The following is a 21,054-nucleotide window of genomic DNA, read 5'->3' on the forward strand; positions in this document are numbered from 1 at the left end:
GCAAAGGCTCCCGGTTGACTCGGCACCATGCTGGAGGGTGAGGCGGTCAGGCAACGGCCTCGGACCAGGCCGCGGCGTCGATCTCGATCAGCATCGGGCCATCCTGGGGGCGGTGCGCGATGGCGCGTGCCAGGCCCGCGGGATTGCCGACCCGGCTCGCCGCGCAGCCGAAGCCGGCGGCCAGGGTCTGGAAGTCCGGCGCCTGAATATCGACCCCGAGGCGCGTGACCCCGGCATTGTCCATGAAGCGGCGGATCTCCTCATAGCCCTGGTTGTGCCACAGCAGCACGATGATCGGCAGGCCCTCCTCCACCGCACAGGCCAGCTCGGTGAGGGTGAACATCACGCCGCCGTCGCCGACCAGGGCGACCACCGGTAGTTCGGGCTGGCCGAGGCTCGCCCCCATGGCGGCGGGCAGGCCGTAGCCCAGCGTGCCGTAGCCGGTGGAGGCGTTGAAGAAACGCCGCGGGGCGTCCTGGCTCACCAGATGGTTGGCCGCGTAGGTGGTGGCGCAGGAATCACCCACCAGGATCGCTTCAGGTAGACACTCGCGCAGCGTGTCGAACAACGGAACATAAGCGCGGAAGGCCGGGTCCTCGGCCAGTGCCAGGGACTCGAGGGCGGCGCGGGTACGATTCCTCCCATCCCGTGCCAGGGGGCGGCCGGCCAGCGCCCGCTCGCAGCTCGTCGCCAGCGCCTCGATGCTCGAGGCGGCGTCGGCCACCAGCGCCAGATCGGCGTGCTGGTTGCGCGCCAGCTGCTCGGGGTCCAGGTCGATGCGGATCAGCCGGCCGCCGAGCTCGAAGCCATCGTCGAACACCACATCGTAGTCGGTCTCGCCAATCTCGGTGCCGATGGCCAGCACCACATCGGCCTCACGCGCCAGCTGGCGCACCGCCGGCAGCGAGGCGTTGGCGCCCAGATCCAGCGGATGGTCGCGGCCGAGCAGCCCCTTGGCGTTGATGGTGGTGACGGTGGGGGCATCGAGCAGCTCGACCAGACGGCGGGCCGCCTGGGGGGCGCCGACGCAGCCACCCCCCAGCAGCACCAGGGGGCGCTCGGCCTCACCGAGCCAGCTCCGGGCCTGCTCGAGGGCGTGCGGGTCCGGGGCGGCCTTGCTCAGCACGCTGCGGCGAAGGTGGCGTGGGGCGCTGACCGGGGCATCGAACAGATCGATGGGGATCTCGATATGCACGGGCCCCGGGCGGGCCCCGTCGAACACCGCGAAGGCACGGGCCAGGGCTTCTCCGAGACCCTCCGGGTCGAGCAGGGTGTGGCTGAAGCGAGAGACCCCGGCCATCAGCTCGCGCTGCCCCGGCAGCTCGTGTAGGCGCCCCTGGCCACGACCCAGGGTGTCACGGCGATTGACGCTGGAGATCACCAGCATCGGTATCGAGTCCGCCAGGGCCTGGCCCATGGCGGTGGCGATATTCGTCATCCCGGGGCCGGTGATGATGAAGCAGACACCGGGCTTGCCCGTGGCGCGAGCGTAGCCGTCCGCCATGAAGCCGGCGCCCTGCTCATGGCGTGGGGTCACGTGGCGAATGCCGCTGCCCTGGTGTTCATGCTCGCCGCCGCCCTCTAGGCCGCGGTAGAGCTCGATGGTATGGACGCCCGGAATCCCGAACACGGTGTCCACGTCGTAGGCGTCGCGCAGCAGGCGGATCAGCAGTTCGGCGCAGGTCATGGATATCTCTCTCCTCAGGGGCATGGTGGGCTCGGGGGCAGGGGTCCCTTTACCCCACCAGCCAGTGGGCCATGATCACGATGATGGGCAGCGTGATGGCGGTACGCAGCAGGAAGATCACCACCAGTTCCCACAGCTTGAGGGGAATGCGGGACTTCAGTAGCAGGGCGCCGATCTCGGACATGTAGATCAGCTGGGTCAGCGACAGGCAGGCGATAACGAAGCGGGTGAGCTCGCTCTCGATGTCGCTGGCCAGCACCGCCGGCAGGAACATGTCGGCGAAGCCCACCAGGGTGGCCGGTGCGGCGGCCTCGGCTTCGGGCAGGCCCATCCACTCTAGTACCGGCACCATCGGCATGGAGAGCCAGGTAAACAGCGGCGTGAACTCGGCCAGCACCAGCGCCACGGTACCGATGGCGATGACCAGCGGCAACAGGCCGAAGAAGATGTCGGCGACGTTGAACAGGGCCAGGCGGACCAGCTTCAGCGGACCCGGAGCCTTCTCGGCGCGAGCCACGGCGATGCCCAGGCTGTAGCGCAGCAGGCTCTGGTCGCCGGTGTTCTCCTCCTGGATCTGGCAGCCGACCGGCTCATAGTAGTCGTTGGACTTGCGTGACAGGGGTGGCAGGCGAGGCACGATCACGGCAGCCACCAGGCCGGCCACCACCACGGTCAGGTAGAAGGGGATGAACAGGTGGTTGATGCCGATGAAGCTGGTCACCAGCAGGGCGAAGGCGATGGAGACGATGGAGAAGTTGGTGGCAACGGCCGAGGCCTCGCGGGCGTTATAGAAGCCCTGCTCGTACTGCTGGGTGGTGATCAGCACGCCCACGGTACCCGAACCCATCCAGGAGGCGGTCGCGTCGATGGCGCTACGCCCGGGCAGGCCGAAGATCCTGCGGAAGGGGGTACGCACCATGGAGCCGATAAACTCCATGAAGCCGAAATCGACCAGGAAGGGCAGCAGGATGGCGGCGAAGAAGAAGAAGGTCAGCAGGACCGGCGCCAGATCGTTGAGCATCACCCCACCGGTGAAGGAGGCGGTGATCATCTGGGGGCCGACCTGGAAGTAGGTCATCAGCGCGAACGCAGCGCCGAGGGCGCGCATCACCACCCATAGCGGCGAGATGTCGAAGAGCTCCTTCATCGCGCCCTGGCGGGCCCAGCCGGGCCGTGTCAGCTTGACCACCAGGGTCAGCAGGATGGAGAGGCAGAGCACCACGGTAGCGATGGCGGGCAGGGCGTCGCCGAGAGTGGCCTTGAGCCAGTCGGCGGCCAGGCCCATGCCGATGTTGATGGTGTCACCCACCGAGAAGGGCACCAGGAACAGCAGGATGCCGATCAACGAGGGGACGAGGAACTTGATCAGACCGTGGGTGCTCAGCTTGCCCCCTTCGGTCGTGATCTTGTCGGCGGAATGCAGATGGGAGGACATGGGACGATTACTCATTGATGTTGTAATGGTGGGCGCCCGCTGCGGGGCGCCATCAGGCGGTTGTCGGGGCCGCGCCCTGGCTCCGGGGTGAATCAGTCGCGACGTTTGACGCCGGGCAGGACACACAGCATCTCGTAAAGCAGCGTGGCGCCCATCAGGGCGGTATTGCCGCTCGGGTCGTAAGGCGGCGCCACCTCGACCAGGTCGCCGCCGACGATGTTGAGTCCCTGGGCGCCACGCACGATCTCCAGGCCCTGGGCGGAGGTCAGGCCGCCCATCTCCACGGTGCCGGTACCGGGTGCCACGGAAGGGTCGAGACCATCGATGTCGAAGGAGATATACACCGGGCCGTCGCCCATCTGCTCGCGCACCTCGGCCATCAGCGGCTCCAGCGACTTGTGCCAGCACTGTTCGGCCTGGACGACGCGGAAGCCCTGCTGACGACACCAGTCGAAGTCCTCGGCGGCATAGCCGGTGCCGCGCAGACCGATCTGCACCACGCGGTTGGCATCCAGCAGGCCCTCTTCCTGGGCGCGACGGAAGGGGCAGCCGTGGGCGACCTCCTCACCGAACATGTGCTCGTTGACGTCGGCGTGGGCATCGATATGGATCAGGCCGACCGGGCCATGCTTCCTGGCGATGGCGCGCAGGATCGGCCAGGTCAGGGTGTGGTCGCCGCCCAGGGTCAGCGGAACACAGTCATGAGCCAGGACGTCGTCGTAGAACCGGCTGATGATGTCCAGGTTCTTCGGCAGATTGAAGGTGTTGATCGGCACGTCGCCGATATCCGCCACCTGCAGGCTGTCGAAGGGGGCCGCACGAGTGGCCATGTTGTAGGGCCGCAGCATGCGAGACTCATCGCGAATCTGTCGCGGCCCCAGGCGGGTTCCGGGCCGGTTGGAGGTGCCGATATCCATCGGGATGCCGATAAAGGCGGCATCGAGGCCGGCAGCACTCTCCTGGGTGGGCAGGCGCATCATGGTGGCGGGGCCGCCGAAACGCGGCATGTCGTTGCCGCCGAGGGGCTGATTGAAGTCGCTCATGCAGGGCTCCTGTGAAGCTGATTGATATGCCTGGCCGAGGTAAGGCCGGTGCGATACCCCTGAAGGAGCAGGATGTGTGCCAATGTCGATTTCGTTAGACCAAAGATTAAAAAATGAGGCGGGATGATATGGCCCGAGTACGTGAGGGAGGTGAGGGTGATTCAACTCTGGATCGGTGGGTCGGAGTGGCGTGATACAATAATGAATCGCGATCCAGGAATGAATCACCGATGTCCGAACTTGACGCCCTGATCCTCAAGACCATCATCGACACCGCCCACGATCACTTCTTTATCGTCGCGCCCGATGGCCGTATCCGGGATGTCAGTCCCGGGGCGGCGGCGGTCTATGGCATGTCCCGTGAGGCCCTCTGTGCCACCAGCGTCCAGCGACTGGAGGCCGACGGCGTGCTGACGCCCTCGGTGAGCCTGGAGGTTATCCGAACGGGCAGGCCGGTGCAGCTGGAGCAGCGTACCGGCACCGGGCGGCGGGTCATTGCCCAGGCGCACCCCGTGTTCCAGGACGAGCGTCTGGTGGCGGTGGTGAGCCGCTCAATGGACATGACCGATCTGCAGCTGCTGCAACAGGAGTATGCGCTGCTGCAGCGCCGCTTCAGTGAGCACCTTCGGCGGGGGCATGCGCTGGAGACCGACGCCGAGGCGCTGGAGGCGGAACTGGATGAGCTCGAGGTGAAAAGCCAGCTGATGCGTGAGGTGGCCCTGCTGCTGCGCCGGGTCGCCCCTACCGATGCCACCGTGCTGATGCTGGGGGAGTCCGGGGTGGGCAAGACCGCCTTCGCCCGCCAGCTCCACCGCTGGAGCTCGCGCTGCGACGGACCCTTCATCGACGTCAACTGTGCCGCCATTCCCGAGAGCCTGTTCGAGTCCGAGATGTTCGGCTATCGCCCCGGCGCCTTCTCCGGCGCCGCCCCCGGTGGGCGGGTGGGGCTGATCGAGCAGGCCGAGGGCGGCACCCTGTTCCTCGATGAGATCGGCGAGCTGCCCCTGTCGGTGCAGACCAAGCTGCTCAAGACCATCCAGGATGGCACCGTCACACGCCTCGGCGACAGCGCGCCGCGGCGCGTGGATTATCGCCTGGTGGTGGCCACCAATCAGGATCTCTCGGCGCGGGTGGAGGAGGGGCTGTTTCGGCTCGATCTCTACTATCGACTGAACGTGATCCCGGTCACCCTGCCGCCCCTGCGCGAGCGTCGTGAGGATATTCCGGGGCTTGTCGAGCGTCAGCTCGAGCGCCTCAATCGCCGCTACGGGCGCGACAAGATGCTGGCGCACAGCGTGTGGCAGTCGCTGATGGGCTGGGAGTGGCCCGGCAATGTGCGCGAGCTGGAGAATGTCCTGGAACGCGCCTGGCTATCGGCGGAGGGCGATGTCATTCGCCATCAGGAGCTGGGTGAGCTCCCGCGCGCGATGGCGGAACCGAGCGATGCGGAACTGGCCGAATCGAGCCCCCGGCCGGTGGCGGCCGAGCCTGCCCCGGCGTTGGGGGAAAACGAGTCGCTGGCGTCGGCCCTGGCGCGCACCGAGCGCGACATCCTGGCGGGGCTGTGCGGCGAGCTGGACTCGACCTATGCCATCGCCAGACGCCTGGGTATCAGTCAGCCGAGCGTGGTGCGCAAGCTCCAGAAGCATGGCCTGAGGATCGGCCGGGTCGAGGAGCGGTCGGCGATCGACAAGGCCGGTGTCGTTTCCCCGCGGTAAGGCGTCCCAGGTGGTGCTAGGTCAAGAGCGCTCGTCGCGGCTCAGGGCCGATACGAGCGCCCGGCGCTCGATCAGCGGGCCGGGACCTGTGCCATCAGGTAGTCGGCCAGCGCCCGGTAGGCCGGCAGCGAGGTCGGATCGTTGGCGGCGTTGGCCGCCACCGGGTGGGAGGCCAGGCGCACGATGACCATATCGGCAGCGGGGTCGATCCAGAGCGTCTGGCCATGCACGCCGCGGGCGGCGAAGGCGCCGTGGTCGTCGTGGCTGATCCACCACATCCCGCGATAGCTCCAGCCATCGAGGCCCGCGTAGCCGGCCTTGGCGAAGGCCGCTTTGTCGCCGCCCTCGCGCAGGCGTGCGATGGCCGCGGCGGGCAGCAGCTGCTCGCCGGCGAGGCGGCCCTCGTCGAGGATCAGCTGGCCCAGGCGACCCAGGTCGCGCAGGGTGGCGTTGAAACCGCCGCCGGCGAAGGGCGTGCCGATGGAGTCCACCGTGAAGAAGGCTTCCCGCTCGACGCCCAGTCGCGACCAGACACGCTCGGCCAGCCAGTCGGCGACGCTCTGGCCGGTGGCGCGGGCGATGATCCAGCCCAGCGCATCGGAGTTGATGGTGCGATAGCCGAAGGCCTCGCCGTGCTCGCCGGCCTTGTCCACCGTCTCGAGGAAGGCGAAGTAGCTGCGCGGGCCCTTGTAGCCCGGGGGCGGCGGCAGCGGGCTGCCGGCCCTGGCGTAGGCCCAGACGTCGGCCTCGGGATCGGCGTAGTCCTCTGAGTAGTCCAGCGCGGTGGTCATCTCCAGCACCTGGCGCAGGGTGGCGTCGCCGAAGGCGCTATCGGCGAGTTCCGGCACCAGCTCGCCGATGAGGGCCTCCTCGTCCAGGGTGCCCTCGGCCACCAGCGTCTCGCCGATCAGCCCGGTGAGCGACTTGGTCACCGACATCACGCCGTGCAGGGTGGTCTCGTCCAGGCAGCCGGCGTAGCGCTCGTAGACCACCCGGCCGCGGTGCAACACCAGCAGGCCGTCGGTGTGGTTGACCGTGAAGACCTCGTCCCAGGTCATCGGCGCGCCGCCGTCGGTGGGCTGGAAGCTCACCTCGTCGATGTCCGGATCGAGGGCGTAGGGCAGGGGGCGGGCGGCGTCGCGCCCCTTGCCCACACCGGCGGTGGGCATCAGCTCGCGGAAATGGCAGACCGTCCACTTGAGCTTGTCGCCGGCGAAGTAGTCGTCGTCGGTGAAGCGGATGGTGCGCTCCTCCGGTGGCGGGAAACCCTGCATCCAGTCGGTGCCTTCGTCGGCCGTCGATGACTGCGCGGTCGCCGAGCCGGCCAGCAGCAGGGTGGCGGCAATGGTGGTGGACAGAGTGGCGGTCAGTATCCGTTTCATGGGGTACCTCGTATGGCCTTGCCGCCTGTGCGGTTCCGAGCGGTCTCCTGGTCATCAGCCGCTGGCCATGGAAGTCGACCCGCCGATGATGTCATGCCTCTGTGGCGGCCTGAGCTTAGTCCAGCTCCTGCACGCCACCGCCGGAGACGGTAAGGATCTGGCCGCTGATCCAGCTCGAGGCCGGTGCACAGAGAAACAGCGCCGCGTTGGCCATGTCCTCTGGCTCGCCGAGTCTCTTGAGCGGGGTGTGGGCGAGCATCCTCTGCTCGATCTCGTCGTTGAGCACCGATTTCAGCGCGTCGGTGCGGGTGGCTCCCGGGGCGATGCCATTGACCCGGATGTTTTTCGGCCCGAGATCGAAGGCGATGTTGCGCACCAGGTGGCTGGTGGCCGCCTTGGAGGAGCCGTAGGCGGCCATGCGCTTGTTCTTGTTCTCGGCCGACATCGAGGTGATGGCCAGTATCGCGCCACCGCCGACCTTCTCCATTTCAGGCGCGGCCAGCTGGGCCAGGCGGAACAGTGAGAAGACGTTCAGGTCGAAGGCGCGGCGGAACTCCTCCATGGGCATGTCGAAGGGCTTGGGGCCGCCGCCCCCGGCGTTGCTGACCAGCAGCGTCAGCTTGCCGAAGGCGTCCACCGCCTTGGCGACCACCGCGGCGAGATCCTCCTCTCGGGTGACATCGCAGGCAACGCTGGTGGCTCGGCCGCCGTCGTCCTCGATGCCTTTGGCCACTGCGGCGGCCGAGTCGCTACTCAGGTCGCTGACCACCACCGCGGCGCCGGCTCGAGCGAAGGTTTCGGCGATGGCGCGGCCGATGCCGGCACCGGCGCCGGTGACGAGGGCGACCTGATCGGTCAGCGTAAACTGTTGGGGGGCGTACATGGAGAAGCTCCCTGAAGGGGCGAGTGTGGAAAGGCTACGACGCCTGGCCGCTTTGGCTCAGCGTAGCAGCTTTACGGTGGCCGCCCCGGTGGAGGCTGGCTGTAGTGAAGGGCTAGGGCGACGGTGCCAGCCAGGCGTCCAGCTGGGCACGGGTCAGCTCGCCGACATGCTGCTCCACGGCGTGGCCCTGGGCGTCGAACAGCAGGGTGGTGGGCAGTCCGGGGGATTCGCTGAGCACCATCAGCTCCTGATGCGGGTCGAGCAGCGGGTAGCGAAACTCGAGCGCCTGATCGTCGAGATAGCGCACCACCTGCAGCAGCGACTCGCCCTGGTTGGCCACCACCACGGTAACGTCGTCCCGGGCGCTGGCCTCGGCCAGCAGCGGCATCTCGCGCAGGCAGGGCGGGCACCAGGTGGCCCATAGATTGAGCACGACGCGCTCGCCCTCGAGCTCACGCAGATTGACGGTTTCGCCTTCGAGGTTTTCCAGAGCGAGGTCGGGCAGTCGTTGCAGCGCCATGCCGCCACCGAAGGGCGCCAGGGTGACGGTGGCCAGCCAGAGTGCCGAGACCACGACCAGCAGCGCCATGGCGCCAACCAGGCGTCCCAGGTGATCGCGCAGCGTCCAGCCGGTCCAGATCAGGCCGGCCATCAGACCCCAGAGCCCGTGGTAGCCGGGCTGCCACAGCTTGAGGGCATCCAGCGGGGCGGCGGTATAGGCGTCAAGGTGGAGCGCCACATGCCCGATCCGCGCGCCGATCAGCCAGGCCAGCAGCAGGCCATTGAACCAGCGTGAGTGAGTTCGCCGGGGTAGGCCCAGCAGCCAGGCGCTGGCGCCCAGCAGCAGCAGGGCAGCCACGAAGGCGTAGAGGCGCGGCAGCGAGAGCAGGACGGGACCCAGGGCGATGGCATCCATGGGGTGGCGACTCCTTAGGGGCGTGGCTCCTCGAGGGCAGGGTCGGCGAACGAAAAGCCAGAGGTTACAATGTGGTGCAGCCGATCCCGGATCCTGCCAAGCCTACTGCCGGTTGGCTGGGCTGTCATCCGCGGGGTCCGATCCTATCCGGAGCATCCGCCACTGGGAGCCATCATGGCCAAGCCTGCCTTCGATACCTTGCGTGCCCTGGCCATCGCCAGCCAGGCGCTGGGTTTTATCCTGATTATCACCCTGGAGACCGTGATGGGCGACGCCGCCCGCCCCTGGCAGGGCTGGACCCTGGCGGCGATGGTGGTGGTGGCGCTGGGGATTGCCCTGGTGCGACTCTATCGGCGCAACCGGGCCCGCAAGGCGCACTCCCGGCGACAGGCGGCCGGGGACGACGACTGACGCGGCCGGTATACCGCCGGCATAGGCCCGGGGAGGGCGGATATGGAGCGGCGAAGCCCTGCCGAAGGGCTATGCTGTAACGGAGTGGGCCGTACCGCGCCCCTTCCCTCTCGGCCGCTGCAGGAGTGATGCCATGTACGCCAAGATTCTGGTTCCCCTCGACGGTTCCGAACACGCCATCAGGGCGCTGAGGGTTGCCGCCGCCCTGGCGCGCGACGGCAAGGCGACGCTGCATCTGATGACCGTTGCGGGGTCTCCACCGGACAGCGTCGGGCTGTTTGTCGGCGGCTCCGCCGACCCCTTCTCCGAAGAGGAGCGTGAGCAGATGGCGCAGGCGATGAGGGACAAGGCTCGCAAGGTGATCGATCAGGCGCGCTCCCTGATCGATCTCGACGGTCTGGACGTGAAGGAGAGCGTGAGCCAGGGGCATCCCGCCGAGCAGATCAAGAAGCAGGCGGCGACGATCGACGCCGACGTCATCGTGATGGGCAGCCGAGGGCTCGGCAATGTGCGCGGCATGATGTTTGGCAGCGTCTCCCACAAGGTCAGCCATATCGCCGGCTGCGGGGTGATCACCGTGACGTGAGGAGTCGAGACCTCTGCCTTCGGGAGGCAGGGGTAACGGCCGGTGACAACGTCTGGCAGCATCGTAAACGGCAACAACGAAAAACGGCCACCGCTCTGTTGAGCTAAGTGGCCGTTTTTACTTATGTTCTTGGTCGGAGTAGCAGGATTCGAACCTACGACCTCTGCCTCCCGAAGGCAGCGCTCTACCAAGCTGAGCTATACTCCGATGTCGTTCTCGAGGGGTGTCCCTGATCGACGCAGCGTAGTTTACGCAGGTGGCGGGAAAATGCAACCCCGCCAGGCTTTTTCATGCCTGGCGATTTTAAGCCTGGCGATCCACCGCGAGGTGGGCCAGCTCGGCCATGCTGTCGCGGTAGGGGCTTTCGGGCAGCGCCTCGAGCTGAGCCAGGGCCAGGTCGGCCATTTCCACGGCGCGCTGGCGGGTGTACTCCAGGGCGCCGGTGGCGTTGACGATCTCCAGGACCTCCTGCAGGTGATCCAGGCCCCCCTGGCGAATCGCCTTGCGGATCACCTTGGTCTGCTCCGGGGTGCCCTTGGCCATGGCCTGAATCAGCGGCAGGGTGGGCTTGCCCTCGGCCAGGTCGTCGCCGACGTTCTTGCCCATCGCCTCGGCGTCGCCCTGGTAGTCGAGCAGATCGTCGATCAGCTGGAAGGCCAGGCCCAGGTAGCGGCCATAGAGTTGCAGCGCGGTCTCCTGTTCGGGAGTGGCCTCGGCGAGGATGGCGCCGCTATGGCTGGCCGCCTCGAACAGCATGGCGGTCTTGCCCTGGATGGTCTCGAAGTAGGCCGCCTCGTCGATATCCGGGTTGCCCACGTTGGTGAGCTGCTGCACCTCGCCCTCGGCGATCACGCAGGTGGCGGAGGAGAGCACATCCATGATGCGCATGGAGCCCACCTCGACCATCATCTGGAAGGAGCGCGAGTAGAGGAAGTCGCCGACCAGCACCGAGGGGGCGTTGCCCCAGGCATCGTTGGCGGTGGCCTTGCCGCGGCGCAGATGCGACTCGTCCACCACGTCGTCATGCAGCAGGGTGGAGGTGTGCATGAACTCGATCAGGGTGGCCAGGGTGATATGCCGCTCGTCCCGGTAGCCCAGTGCGCGGGCCGCCAGCAGCACCAGCAGCGGGCGCAGGCGCTTGCCGCCGCTGACGATGATGTGCTGGCCGATGGTCTCGACCAGCGGGATGCGTGAGCCGAGCTTGGCCATGATGGTGCGGTTGACGGCGGCGAAGTCCTCGGCCACGACGGCGTGGATCGGGGAGGGGGCGGTGTCGGAAGCGGAAGCGTGGATGGGCATGTAGGCGGTATCAACAGTCGGTTGGGCCGGGGCGAGGCGGCCCCCTGCTGGCCTTGGATTGCCGGCCATGCTATGGGGCGACCTCGGGGGCGTCAAGGCGGCGGCAGAAACGCCCATCTCGCGGGTTGTCTGTCGGGTCGCCTGTCGTTATAATTCGCGACCCACTCATCTCGCTCCCTGTCAGATGGTTGCCGAAAGGGGCGCCACTCGAAGCAGGCCGACGAAGAGCCCAACCCGATGAGTCCTGGAGAGAAAAGCATGTACGCAGTTATCAAGAGCGGTGGCAAGCAGTACCGAGTTCAGGAAGGCCAGACCCTGAAGCTCGAGAAGATCGAAGTCCCGACCGGCGAGTCCATCGACTTCGACGAAGTGCTGCTGGTCGGCAGCGACGACGAGGTCAAGGTCGGCGCGCCCCTGGTTGACGGTGCCAAGGTCTCTGCCGAGGTCGTTTCCCACGGCCGTGGCGACAAGGTCACCATCATCAAGTTCCGTCGCCGCAAGCACAGCATGAAGCGTCAGGGCCACCGCCAGTGGTTCACTGAAGTCAAGATCACCGGGATCTCCGCCTAAGCGGTCCATCCCCCTGAACGGAGGTTTATACCATGGCACATAAGAAGGCAGCGGGTTCTACCCGTAACGGTCGCGATTCCGAATCCAAGCGCCTTGGCGTCAAGCTCTTCGGTGGCCAGGCCGTGACCGCCGGCAACATCATCGTTCGCCAGCGCGGCACCAAGTTCCACGCCGGCACCGGCGTCGGTATCGGCAAGGACCACACCCTGTTCGCTCTGGACGAAGGCGTGGTCAAGTTCGAGACCAAGGGTCCGAAGAACCGCAAGTTTGTCAGCGTCGTCTCTGCCTGAGACACCTGATTCTTGCCGCGAGAAGGCCCCGCCATGGCGGGGCCTTCTTGTATCATGGCGGCATATGCCGCCTGGAGAGTGACAGATGCAGTTCGTCGACGAATCCTCGATCATTGTGGAAGCCGGCAAGGGGGGCAACGGCTGCCTCAGCTTCCGGCGCGAGAAATACGTGCCCAAGGGCGGCCCCGACGGCGGCGACGGCGGCCATGGCGGCAGCGTCTACCTGATCGGTGACGACGCCCTCAACACCCTCATCGACTTCAAGTACCAGCGCTTCTACAAGGCCCAGAACGGCCAGCCCGGCATGGGTCGGCAGATGAGCGGCAAGGCCGGCGAGGACCTGCACATCAAGGTGCCGGTGGGCACCACAGTGATCGACGAGGACACCCTCGAGGTGATCGCCGACGTCACCGAGATCGGCCAGGTGGTGCTGGTGGCCCAGGGTGGCCGCCGCGGGCTCGGCAATATCCACTTCAAGTCCTCCACCAACCGGGCGCCGCGTCGCACCACGCCGGGTACCGATGGCGAGCGCCGCAACCTGCGTTTGGAGATGAAGGTGATGGCCGACGTGGGGCTGTTGGGCATGCCCAACGCGGGCAAGTCGACGCTGATTCGCGCCGTCTCCGCGGCCAAGCCGAAGGTGGCCAACTACCCCTTTACCACCCTGGTGCCCAACCTGGGGGTGGTGAAGCTCGGCATGCACGAGCACTTCGTGATGGCCGATGTGCCGGGGCTGATCGAGGGTGCCTCGGATGGCGCCGGCCTGGGGCTGCGCTTCCTCAAGCACCTGACCCGCACCCGGCTGCTGTTCCATGTGGTGGATGTGGCGCCCTTCGACGAGTCCGACCCGGTGGAGGCCGCCGAGGCGATCATCCACGAGCTGGGCGAGTTCTCGCCGGCTCTGGCCGAGCTGCCGCGCTGGCTGGTGCTCAACAAGCTCGACCTGCTCCCGCCGGAGGAGCGCGAGGCCGCGGTCGACGAGATCGTGCGTCGCCTGGGCTGGGAGGGCCCGGTGTTTCGTGTCTCGGCGATCGGCAGCGATGGCACCGATGCGCTGGTGCAGGCGGCCTACCGCTGGCTCACCGAGCAGCGCCGCCTGGAGAACGAGGACGAGGAGGCCGCCGAGCGCGCCCGCGAGATGCGCGAGCGCATGGAGGAAGAGGCGGTGGCCCGTACCGAGGCGCGGCTGGGGCGCAGGCGCAAGCCCTCCGCCGAGGATGATGATGACTTCGATGACGACGACTACGATGTCGAAGTCGAATATGCGCCCTAAGGGACGAGGCGGATGGGTCGAATGGACAGTGACGAGCAGGTGATGGGGCGCGAGGCGCTGACGGGTGCCCGCCGGGTGGTGGTAAAGATCGGCAGCGCCCTGCTGACCAACGACGGTCGTGATCTCGACGAGGCGGCGATCGGCGGCTGGGTCGATCAGATCGCCACGCTGCATCGGCGTGGCATCGAGGTGGTGCTGGTCTCCTCCGGCGCCGTGGCCGCGGGCATGGTGCGACTCGGCTGGCAGGCGCGCCCCTCGGCGGTGCATGAGCTGCAGGCCGCGGCGGCGGTGGGCCAGAACGGCCTCACCGAGTGCTACGAGGGCCACTTCGCACGCCATGATCTGCTCACCGCCCAGGTGCTGCTGACCCACGATGACCTCTCCAACCGCAAGCGCTATCTCAATGCGCGCTCGGCGCTGCGCACCCTGGTCGACCTGCGGGTGGTGCCGGTTATCAACGAGAACGACACCGTGGTCACCGACGAGATCCGCTTCGGCGACAACGACACCCTGGGGGCCCTGGTGGCCAACCTGCTGCAGGCCGATGCCCTGGTCATCCTCACCGATCAGGAGGGGCTGTTCGACGCCGACCCGCGCTCGAATCCCGATGCCCGGTTGATCGCCGAGGGGCGTGCCGACGATCCGGTCCTGGCGGCCGTGGCCGGCGGTGGCGGGGCCCTGGGGCGTGGCGGCATGACCACCAAGATTCGTGCCGCCAGCCTGGCGGCGCGCTCCGGTGCCGTCACCGCCATCGCCAGCGGCCGCCAGTCCGATGTGCTGGTTCGGCTGGTCGATGGCGAGCGCCTGGGCACCCTGCTGCGGCCCGACCAGGCTCCCATGGCGGCGCGCAAGCGCTGGCTGGCCGGACAGCTCCAGGTGCGGGGCACCTTGACCCTGGACGCCGGCGCGGTGAAGGTGCTGCGCGAAAGCGGCTCCAGCCTGCTGCCGGTCGGGGTGAGGGCGGCCGCCGGGCAGTTTCGGCGCGGCGATATGGTGCTGTGTGTCGACGAGCAGGGGGAGCGGGTGGCCAAGGGGCTGGTCAACTATGGGGTCGACGATGCGCAGCGCATCATCGGGCAGCCAAGCCACCAGATCGAAGCGATCCTCGGCTTTATGGAAGCGCCGGAACTGATCAACCGCGACAACCTGGTGGTGCTGTAGGCCAGGGCTATCGTTAACGATTTAACAGCCTGATGGCTCGGGGCTGATCTGGCGACAAGCCTGCGAGAAGGCGCTGTGAACCCCTCCCTGGGCGCTACCGACGCCTTCCCTGGCGTAGGACCTTCTCTTCGGCTTGTCCCCAGTGCCCCTTGGATTCGCAGCAGCGATGGCCGTGTAGACATGCTAGCAAGCCCCGCCCGGGCTATGGTAGGATGCGCCATCCTCTCAGACACGGCCCGTGAACGATCGCCGCACCAGCAGCGGTCGGCCAGATGGCCAAACCGGCGGTAAAGATGACTCTTTGCTGCCGGATCAATACGTTATCGCAGCCGTCATTACACGGGCGGCGAAGAATCTCCAAGGAGACAGCAAGTGGCAAACAGCAAGCAAGCTCGCAAGCGCGCCCGTCAGGCCGAAGGTCGTCGTGTCCTGAAGGCCAGTCAGCGCAGCATGGTCCGCACCTACATCAAGCGCGTTATCACCGCCATCAACGGTGGTGACCACGCCGAGGCGATGACCGCCTTCCAGAAGGCGCAGCCGGTCATCGACCGCATCGCCGACAAGGACGTGCTCTCCAAGAAGAAGGCCGCGCGCCTGAAGAGCCGCCTGAACAAGCGCATCAAGGCCCTGGCTGCCTAAGCCGGCCCGATGCCATCGAGAGCCGGCCACTGGCCGGCATCTCGTGAAAAAACCGGCTGCGGCCGGTTTTTTTGTGGCTGCAAGTTATCAAGCCGAGGAACAGACGTGGCGGATCGCGAACAGGCGCCACCGGCAGCGGTGGACGAGAACGACAGGGTAGTGGCCCCCAAGGGCGGCGGGCTGATGCGCTCGGGCCTGGTGGTCAGCGTGATGACCATGCTCTCGCGGGTGATGGGCCTGGCGCGTGACGTGGTGATCGCCGCGCTGTTCGGCGCGGGGCAGGGGGCCGACGCCTTCTTCGTCGCCTTCAAGATCCCCAACTTCATGCGCCGGCTGTTCGCCGAGGGCGCCTTCAACCAGGCCTTCGTGCCGGTGCTCTCGGAGTACGCCACCCGGGGCAGCCGAAGCGAGGTTCGCGAACTGCTCGATGCCGTCTCCGGTAGCCTGGCCGCGGTGCTGTTCCTGCTGACCGCGCTGGCCATGTTCGCCGCCCCCTGGCTGGTATGGGTGTTCGCCCCCGGCTTCGGGCGTGACCCGGCCAAGCTGGCGCTCACGGCCGACATGCTGCGCCTCACCTTCCCCTATCTGCTGCTGATCTCGCTTACGGCCTTTGCAGGCAGTGTGCTCAACACCTGGAATCGCTTCGCGGTGCCGGCCTTCACCCCGGTACTGCTCAATCTCTCGCTGATCGGGGCGGCGCTGCTGCTGACCCCGCTGATGAGCGAGCCGGCCATGGCGCTTGCCTGGGGGGTATTGATCGCCGGTGTGGCCCAGCTCGCCTTCCAGGTGCCCTTCCTGGTGCGGCTGGGGCTGGCGCCGCGGCCCTGGCCCAGCTTCGCCCATGCCGGCGTCAAACGGATCATGAAGCTGATGGTGCCGGCGCTGTTCGGCGTCTCGGTATCGCAGATCAATCTGCTGCTGGATACCGTGCTCGCCTCGTTGCTGGCGGCGGGCAGCGTCTCCTGGCTCTACTACTCCGACCGTCTGGTGGAGCTGCCGCTGGGGGTGTTCGGCATCGCCATCGGCACCGTGATCCTGCCGGCCCTGTCGCGGCGCCATGCCGAGCAGTCCGGCGAGCACTTCAGCGCCATGCTCGACTGGGCGATTCGTGCCGTGCTGCTGCTGGGGCTGCCGGCGGCCCTGGCCCTGGCCCTGCTCGCCGAGCCACTGCTGATCTCGTTGTTCCACTATGGGGCCATGACCGAGCGCGATATCGCCATGGCGGCGATGAGCCTGCGGGCCTACTCCCTGGGGCTGGTGGCCTTCATGCTGATCAAGGTGCTGGCGCCGGGCTTCTTCGCCCGCCAGGACACCAAGACCCCGGTGAAGGTCGGCATCATCGCCATGGTCGCCAACATGGTCTTCAACCTGATCCTGATCTGGCCCCTGGCCCACGCCGGCCTGGCGCTGGCCACCGCGCTCTCGGCATTCATGAACGCCGGCCTGCTGGGCTGGCTGCTCAGGAAGCAGGGCGTGCTGGTGTTCCAGCCCGGCTGGGGCCGCTATGCGGTACAGCTGCTGGGTGGCTGCGCGGTGATGGGGCTCGGCCTCTGGTGGTTCTCTCCCGACTGGCAGGCGTGGCTCGGCTGGGGTGTCTGGCAGCGTGTCGCCTGGCTGGCGGCGCTGGTGATCGGCGGTGCGGGCCTCTACTTCGCCTGGCTGGCCGCCACCGGGGTGCGGATCAGGCACTTCAGAATGAAGGGCTGACGCTGGTGACTAGCCCGCCCCGGCTGTCAAGGGGCCGTCTGTCCGGTATAATCGACGATTTAACCACCATTCGACGCCGAGCGGGGCTCCAGCACGCCATGCAAGTGATTCGAGGACTGCACAACCTGCGCGACGAGCATCGTGGCTGCGTGGCCACCATCGGCAACTTCGATGGCGTCCATCGCGGGCATCAGGCGATTCTCGAGCAGTGTCGCGAACAGGCCCGGCGTCTCGGTCTGCCGGTGACGGTGGTGGTGTTCGAGCCACAGCCCCGCGAGTTCTTCGCCGAAGACCAGGCGCCACCGCGGCTTACCCGACTGCGGGACAAGGTGCGGCTGCTCGGCGAGGCGGGGGTGGAACGTGTGCTCTGCCTGCCGTTCAACGATGCCCTGCGCAGCCTGACCGCCGAGGCCTTTATCCAGCGGGTGCTGATCCAGGGGCTGGGCGTGCGCCACCTGGTGGTGGGCGATGACTTCCGCTTCGGCTGCGACCGCCGTGGCGACTTCCATCTGCTGACCGCGGTGGGCGAGGCCGAAGGCTTCGGCGTGGAGCATACCCGCACCTTCACCACCGACGATGAGCGGGTCTCCAGCAGCCGTATCCGCACCCTGCTGGCCAGCGGCAACTTCGAGGCCGCGGCACGCCTGCTGGGGCGGCCCTATCGTCTGGGTGGCCGCGTGGTGGCCGACCAGAAGCTCGGCCGCACCATCGGTGTGCCCACCGCCAATCTGCCCCAGCCGATGCGCTCCCTGGCGCTGCATGGGGTCTATGCGGTATTGACCGAGCTGCCCGATGGTCGCCGCCTGCCGGGGGTGGCCAATATCGGCTGGCGGCCCACGGTGGGCAGCGTGCGGCCGGTGCTCGAGGTGCATCTGTTCGACTTCGACGGCGACCTCTACGGCGCGCGGCTGGTGGTGATGCCCTGTGCCAAGCTGCGCGGCGAGGTGAAGTTCGAGGACTTCGCGGCGCTCAAGCATCAGATTGGCCTCGACCAGCAGCGTGCTCGCGATTACTTCTTTCGGCACCTCCAAGCCGGTGCGGACGGTTCTCAGCACCCCGAAGCCGGTGCGAGCGGTTCTCGGCACCCCGAGACCTTCGGTAACGACGATTCTCTTCCTCTGGCATCGGCGCCGCTGGCGCGCGAGGCTGTGACACTCGATTCCTCGGCGGGTATCTCCGCCGACCATGACGACGGCTGATCCCCAGAATATGAGCGACTACAAGCCCACTCTGAACCTGCCAGAAACCGACTTCCCCATGCGCGGCATGCTGCCCAAGCGCGAGCCCGAGCGGCTGGCCCGGTGGCAGCAGCAGGATATCTACCACCGCCTGCGCGAGGCGCGCCAGGGTCGTGAGCTGTTCGTGCTGCACGATGGCCCTCCCTACGCCAATGGCAGCATTCATATCGGTCACGCCGTCAACAAGATCCTCAAGGACATCATCGTCAAGTCGAAGAACCTGGCCGGCTTCGATGCCCCTTACGTGCCCGGCTGGGACTGCCACGGCCTGCCCATCGAGCACAAGGTGGAGACCACCCACGGCAAGCAGCTGGAGCCCGAGCGTGCCCGCGAGCTGTGCCGCGAGTATGCCGCCGAGCAGATCCAGGAGCAGCTAAAGGACTTCGTGCGCCTGGGAGTGATCGGCGACTGGGACAACCCCTACCGCTCCATGGACTACGCCAACGAGGCGGGCGAGATCCGCGCCCTGGCCGACATGGTCGAGGCCGGCTATGTGTTCAAGGGGCTGAAGCCGGTCAACTGGTGCTTCGACTGTGGCTCGGCGCTGGCCGAGGCCGAGGTGGAGTACCAGGACAAGCAGTCCGACGCCATCGATGTGGCCTTCCCGATCGAGGACGCGGACCGCCTGGCGGCCGTCTTCGGCCTGGAGGCGCTGCCCAAGGCGGCCGCGGTGGTCATCTGGACCACCACGCCCTGGACCGTTCCCGCCAACCAGGCGCTCAATATGCACCCGGAGTTCACCTACGCCCTGGTGGACACCGGCGAGCGACTGCTGGTGCTGGCCGAGGAGCTGGTGGAGTCGTGCCTGGAGCGCTTCGGCCTGAGCGGCGAGGTGATCGCCACCGCCCGTGGCGAGGCCTTCGACGGCATCCGCTTCCGCCATCCGCTCTATGAGCGCCTGTCGCCGGTCTATCTGGCCGACTACGTGGAGTCCGAGGTGGGCAGCACCGGCATCGTCCACTCGGCGCCGGCCTACGGCGTGGATGACTTCGTGACCTGTCGCGCCCACGGCATGACCTTCGACGAGATCGAGAGCCCGGTGCAGGGCAATGGCGTCTACGTCGACAGCCTGCCGTTCTTCGGTGGCCAGATGATCTGGAAGGCCAACCTCCAGATCGTCGCCAAGCTCGAGGAGGTCGGCGCGCTGATGGCCCACAAGCCGATCACCCACAGCTACATGCACTGCTGGCGGCACAAGACGCCGGTGATCTACCGCGCCACCGCCCAGTGGTTCGTGGGCATGGACGTGGCCGGCAAGGATGGCCGCACCCTGCGCGAGCGTGCGCTCGAGGGCATCGAGGCCACCCGCTTCACCCCGGCCTGGGGCAAGGCGCGCCTGCACAGCATGATCGCCAACCGCCCCGACTGGTGTATCTCCCGTCAGCGCAACTGGGGCGTGCCGATTCCGTTCTTCCTGCACAAGGCCAGCGGCGAGCTGCATCCGCGCACCGTCGAGCTGATGGAGGAGGCCGCCAAGCGTGTCGAGGCCGAGGGCATCGATGCCTGGTTCCGCCTCGATCCTGCCGAGCTGCTGGACGAGGAGGCCGCCGACTACGACAAGGTCATCGATACCCTGGACGTGTGGTTCGACTCCGGCACCACCCATCGCCATGTGCTGCGTGGCTCGCACCCCCACGGCCATGAGAGCGGCCCGCGCGCCGACCTCTACCTGGAGGGCTCCGACCAGCACCGCGGCTGGTTCCACTCCTCGCTGCTGACCGGCTGTGCCATCGACGGCCACCCGCCGTACCGCGGCCTGCTCACCCACGGCTTCACCGTGGATGCCCAGGGCCGCAAGATGTCCAAGTCGGTGGGCAACGTGGTCGCCCCCCAGCAGGTGATGGACAAGCTCGGCGCCGATATCCTGCGCCTGTGGGCCGCCTCCACCGACTACTCCGGCGAGATGGCGGTCTCCGACGAGATCCTCAAGCGCACCGCCGATGTCTATCGCCGCATCCGCAACACCTCGCGCTTCCTGCTCGCCAACCTCAACGGCTTCGAGCCGCAGCGTGACGCGCTGCCGTTCGATGAGATGCTGGCCCTGGATCAGTGGGTGGTGGACCGCGCCGCCCAGCTGCAGGCGCGCATCGAGACCGCCTATGAGGAGTACCGCTTCCTGGATGTCTACCAGCAGGTACACGGCTTCTGTGCCCGTGAGCTGGGCGGCTTCTACCTGGACGTGATCAAGGACCGCCAGTACACCACCCAGGCCGACTCGGTGGCCCGCCGCAGCGCCCAGACCGCGCTCTACCACGTGGTCGAGGCGCTCTCGCGCTGGGTGGCGCCGATCCTCAGCTTCACCGCCGAGGAGATCCATGAGCATATTCCCGGGACGCGCGGCGACAGCGTGCTGCTGGAGGAGTACTACACCGGGCTCGAGACCCTGGCCGATGACGCCGAGATGGGCCGCGACTTCTGGGAGCAGGTGCTCAACGTCAAGCAGGCGGTCAACAAGTGCCTGGAAGACGCCCGTAACGCCAAGGCGATCAAGGGCAGCCTGGCCGCCGAGGTCACCCTCTACGTGGACGATGCCCTGCACGCCACGCTGGCCAAGCTGGGCGACGAGCTGCGCTTCGTGATGCTGACCAGCGAGGTGCGCCTGGCACCGCTGGCCGAGGGTGAAGCGCCCGAGGGGGCCGAGGCCACCGAGCTCGAGGGCCTCAAGGTCGCCGTCAACGAGAGCCCGAACCAGAAGTGCGAGCGCTGCTGGCACCACCGCGAGGATGTGGGCAGCCACGCCGCGCATATCGACCTCTGCGGCCGTTGCATCAGCAATCTGCCGGATGGCCCGGGCGAGACGCGTCACTATGCGTGAG

At 67.3% G+C, this 21,054-nt stretch carries 18 protein-coding genes and 1 tRNA gene; 11 read left to right on the forward strand and 8 right to left on the reverse strand.

What is annotated here, in order from left to right:
* Positions 1-46: 46 nt before the first annotated feature.
* The 3 genes from IOC61_RS13245 to speB form a co-directional block, all read right to left on the reverse strand.
* On the reverse strand, positions 47-1,687 hold the full coding sequence (locus tag IOC61_RS13245) for a 5-guanidino-2-oxopentanoate decarboxylase (protein ID WP_195689233.1): 1,641 nt from the start codon (positions 1,685-1,687) through the stop codon (positions 47-49).
* A gap of 49 nt (positions 1,688-1,736) precedes the next feature.
* Positions 1,737-3,122 (reverse strand): YjiH family protein, encoded by a 1,386-nt coding sequence (locus tag IOC61_RS13250; protein WP_195689234.1) that lies wholly within the window; start codon positions 3,120-3,122, stop codon positions 1,737-1,739.
* A 92-nt stretch (positions 3,123-3,214) separates the two neighbouring features.
* Positions 3,215-4,165 carry an agmatinase gene (speB, locus tag IOC61_RS13255; protein WP_161424035.1) on the reverse strand — a complete coding sequence of 317 codons (951 nt, stop codon included), beginning with the start codon at positions 4,163-4,165 and terminating at the stop codon, positions 3,215-3,217.
* A gap of 230 nt (positions 4,166-4,395) precedes the next feature.
* Between speB and IOC61_RS13260 the strand changes: the two genes are divergently transcribed.
* Positions 4,396-5,883: a sigma-54 interaction domain-containing protein gene (locus tag IOC61_RS13260; RefSeq protein WP_195689235.1), complete on the forward strand. Its 1,488-nt coding sequence runs from the start codon at positions 4,396-4,398 to the stop codon at positions 5,881-5,883.
* A 71-nt stretch (positions 5,884-5,954) separates the two neighbouring features.
* On the opposite strand, the gene IOC61_RS13265 is transcribed toward IOC61_RS13260, so the two are convergent.
* From IOC61_RS13265 to IOC61_RS13275, 3 genes are all read right to left on the reverse strand, one after another.
* Positions 5,955-7,265 carry a serine hydrolase domain-containing protein gene (locus IOC61_RS13265; RefSeq protein WP_195689236.1) on the reverse strand — a complete coding sequence of 437 codons (1,311 nt, stop codon included), beginning with the start codon at positions 7,263-7,265 and terminating at the stop codon, positions 5,955-5,957.
* A gap of 115 nt (positions 7,266-7,380) precedes the next feature.
* The gene (hdhA, locus tag IOC61_RS13270) at positions 7,381-8,148 is read right to left on the reverse strand and encodes a 7-alpha-hydroxysteroid dehydrogenase (RefSeq protein ID WP_195689237.1); all 768 of its coding nucleotides are present in this window, start codon (positions 8,146-8,148) and stop codon (positions 7,381-7,383) included.
* Between the two features lie 112 nt (positions 8,149-8,260).
* On the reverse strand, positions 8,261-9,064 hold the full coding sequence (locus IOC61_RS13275; protein WP_195689238.1) for a TlpA family protein disulfide reductase: 804 nt from the start codon (positions 9,062-9,064) through the stop codon (positions 8,261-8,263).
* A gap of 174 nt (positions 9,065-9,238) precedes the next feature.
* Between IOC61_RS13275 and IOC61_RS13280 the strand changes: the two genes are divergently transcribed.
* Together IOC61_RS13280 and IOC61_RS13285 are read left to right on the forward strand one after the other, a co-directional pair.
* Positions 9,239-9,475: a hypothetical protein gene (locus IOC61_RS13280; RefSeq protein ID WP_195689239.1), complete on the forward strand. Its 237-nt coding sequence runs from the start codon at positions 9,239-9,241 to the stop codon at positions 9,473-9,475.
* 133 nt (positions 9,476-9,608) lie between these two features.
* Positions 9,609-10,061 (forward strand): universal stress protein, encoded by a 453-nt coding sequence (locus IOC61_RS13285; protein WP_195689240.1) that lies wholly within the window; start codon positions 9,609-9,611, stop codon positions 10,059-10,061.
* Between the two features lie 130 nt (positions 10,062-10,191).
* On the opposite strand, the gene IOC61_RS13290 is transcribed toward IOC61_RS13285, so the two are convergent.
* Both IOC61_RS13290 and ispB read right to left on the reverse strand, forming a co-directional pair.
* Positions 10,192-10,268 (reverse strand) — tRNA-Pro (locus IOC61_RS13290).
* Positions 10,269-10,364: 96 nt separating this feature from the next.
* Positions 10,365-11,360: an octaprenyl diphosphate synthase gene (gene ispB / locus IOC61_RS13295; RefSeq protein ID WP_195689241.1), complete on the reverse strand. Its 996-nt coding sequence runs from the start codon at positions 11,358-11,360 to the stop codon at positions 10,365-10,367.
* Between the two features lie 258 nt (positions 11,361-11,618).
* Between ispB and rplU the strand changes: the two genes are divergently transcribed.
* The 8 genes from rplU (at position 11,619) to ileS (ending at position 21,053) form a co-directional block, all read left to right on the forward strand.
* Positions 11,619-11,930: a 50S ribosomal protein L21 gene (gene rplU / locus IOC61_RS13300; RefSeq protein ID WP_132044179.1), complete on the forward strand. Its 312-nt coding sequence runs from the start codon at positions 11,619-11,621 to the stop codon at positions 11,928-11,930.
* Between the two features lie 32 nt (positions 11,931-11,962).
* Positions 11,963-12,220 carry a 50S ribosomal protein L27 gene (gene rpmA, locus IOC61_RS13305; protein WP_132044181.1) on the forward strand — a complete coding sequence of 86 codons (258 nt, stop codon included), beginning with the start codon at positions 11,963-11,965 and terminating at the stop codon, positions 12,218-12,220.
* An 85-nt stretch (positions 12,221-12,305) separates the two neighbouring features.
* Positions 12,306-13,493 carry an Obg family GTPase CgtA gene (gene cgtA, locus IOC61_RS13310; RefSeq protein WP_195689242.1) on the forward strand — a complete coding sequence of 396 codons (1,188 nt, stop codon included), beginning with the start codon at positions 12,306-12,308 and terminating at the stop codon, positions 13,491-13,493.
* A 21-nt stretch (positions 13,494-13,514) separates the two neighbouring features.
* Positions 13,515-14,654, forward strand: coding sequence for a glutamate 5-kinase (proB, locus tag IOC61_RS13315; RefSeq protein WP_195689243.1), 1,140 nt, complete (start codon positions 13,515-13,517; stop codon positions 14,652-14,654).
* Positions 14,655-15,026: 372 nt separating this feature from the next.
* Positions 15,027-15,293 (forward strand): 30S ribosomal protein S20, encoded by a 267-nt coding sequence (gene rpsT, locus IOC61_RS13320; RefSeq protein WP_132044187.1) that lies wholly within the window; start codon positions 15,027-15,029, stop codon positions 15,291-15,293.
* Positions 15,294-15,476: 183 nt separating this feature from the next.
* Complete coding sequence (gene murJ / locus IOC61_RS13325) at positions 15,477-17,000, forward strand: murein biosynthesis integral membrane protein MurJ (RefSeq protein ID WP_195689322.1); 1,524 nt, start codon at positions 15,477-15,479, stop codon at positions 16,998-17,000.
* Between the two features lie 98 nt (positions 17,001-17,098).
* A complete protein-coding gene (gene ribF / locus IOC61_RS13330; RefSeq protein ID WP_195689244.1) occupies positions 17,099-18,199 on the forward strand; it encodes a bifunctional riboflavin kinase/FAD synthetase in 1,101 nt (366 codons plus the stop codon).
* Positions 18,200-18,209: 10 nt separating this feature from the next.
* Positions 18,210-21,053 carry an isoleucine--tRNA ligase gene (gene ileS, locus IOC61_RS13335; protein WP_195689245.1) on the forward strand — a complete coding sequence of 948 codons (2,844 nt, stop codon included), beginning with the start codon at positions 18,210-18,212 and terminating at the stop codon, positions 21,051-21,053.
* Position 21,054 lies beyond the last annotated feature (1 nt).

Source organism: Halomonas sp. KAO (genome assembly GCF_015595025.1).
In the GTDB taxonomy this organism is placed as follows: domain Bacteria; phylum Pseudomonadota; class Gammaproteobacteria; order Pseudomonadales; family Halomonadaceae; genus Halomonas.

Coding starts and splice junctions, on each gene's coding strand:
- IOC61_RS13245 (WP_195689233.1), bottom strand. CDS start 1,687: ATGACCTGCGCCGAACTGCTGATCCGCCTGCTGCGCGACGCCTACGAC.
- IOC61_RS13250 (WP_195689234.1), bottom strand. CDS start 3,122: ATGTCCTCCCATCTGCATTCCGCCGACAAGATCACGACCGAAGGGGGC.
- speB (WP_161424035.1), bottom strand. CDS start 4,165: ATGAGCGACTTCAATCAGCCCCTCGGCGGCAACGACATGCCGCGTTTC.
- IOC61_RS13260 (WP_195689235.1), top strand. CDS start 4,396: ATGTCCGAACTTGACGCCCTGATCCTCAAGACCATCATCGACACCGCC.
- IOC61_RS13265 (WP_195689236.1), bottom strand. CDS start 7,265: ATGAAACGGATACTGACCGCCACTCTGTCCACCACCATTGCCGCCACC.
- hdhA (WP_195689237.1), bottom strand. CDS start 8,148: ATGTACGCCCCCCAACAGTTTACGCTGACCGATCAGGTCGCCCTCGTC.
- IOC61_RS13275 (WP_195689238.1), bottom strand. CDS start 9,064: ATGGATGCCATCGCCCTGGGTCCCGTCCTGCTCTCGCTGCCGCGCCTC.
- IOC61_RS13280 (WP_195689239.1), top strand. CDS start 9,239: ATGGCCAAGCCTGCCTTCGATACCTTGCGTGCCCTGGCCATCGCCAGC.
- IOC61_RS13285 (WP_195689240.1), top strand. CDS start 9,609: ATGTACGCCAAGATTCTGGTTCCCCTCGACGGTTCCGAACACGCCATC.
- ispB (WP_195689241.1), bottom strand. CDS start 11,360: ATGCCCATCCACGCTTCCGCTTCCGACACCGCCCCCTCCCCGATCCAC.
- rplU (WP_132044179.1), top strand. CDS start 11,619: ATGTACGCAGTTATCAAGAGCGGTGGCAAGCAGTACCGAGTTCAGGAA.
- rpmA (WP_132044181.1), top strand. CDS start 11,963: ATGGCACATAAGAAGGCAGCGGGTTCTACCCGTAACGGTCGCGATTCC.
- cgtA (WP_195689242.1), top strand. CDS start 12,306: ATGCAGTTCGTCGACGAATCCTCGATCATTGTGGAAGCCGGCAAGGGG.
- proB (WP_195689243.1), top strand. CDS start 13,515: ATGGACAGTGACGAGCAGGTGATGGGGCGCGAGGCGCTGACGGGTGCC.
- murJ (WP_195689322.1), top strand. CDS start 15,477: ATGCGCTCGGGCCTGGTGGTCAGCGTGATGACCATGCTCTCGCGGGTG.
- ribF (WP_195689244.1), top strand. CDS start 17,099: ATGCAAGTGATTCGAGGACTGCACAACCTGCGCGACGAGCATCGTGGC.
- ileS (WP_195689245.1), top strand. CDS start 18,210: ATGAGCGACTACAAGCCCACTCTGAACCTGCCAGAAACCGACTTCCCC.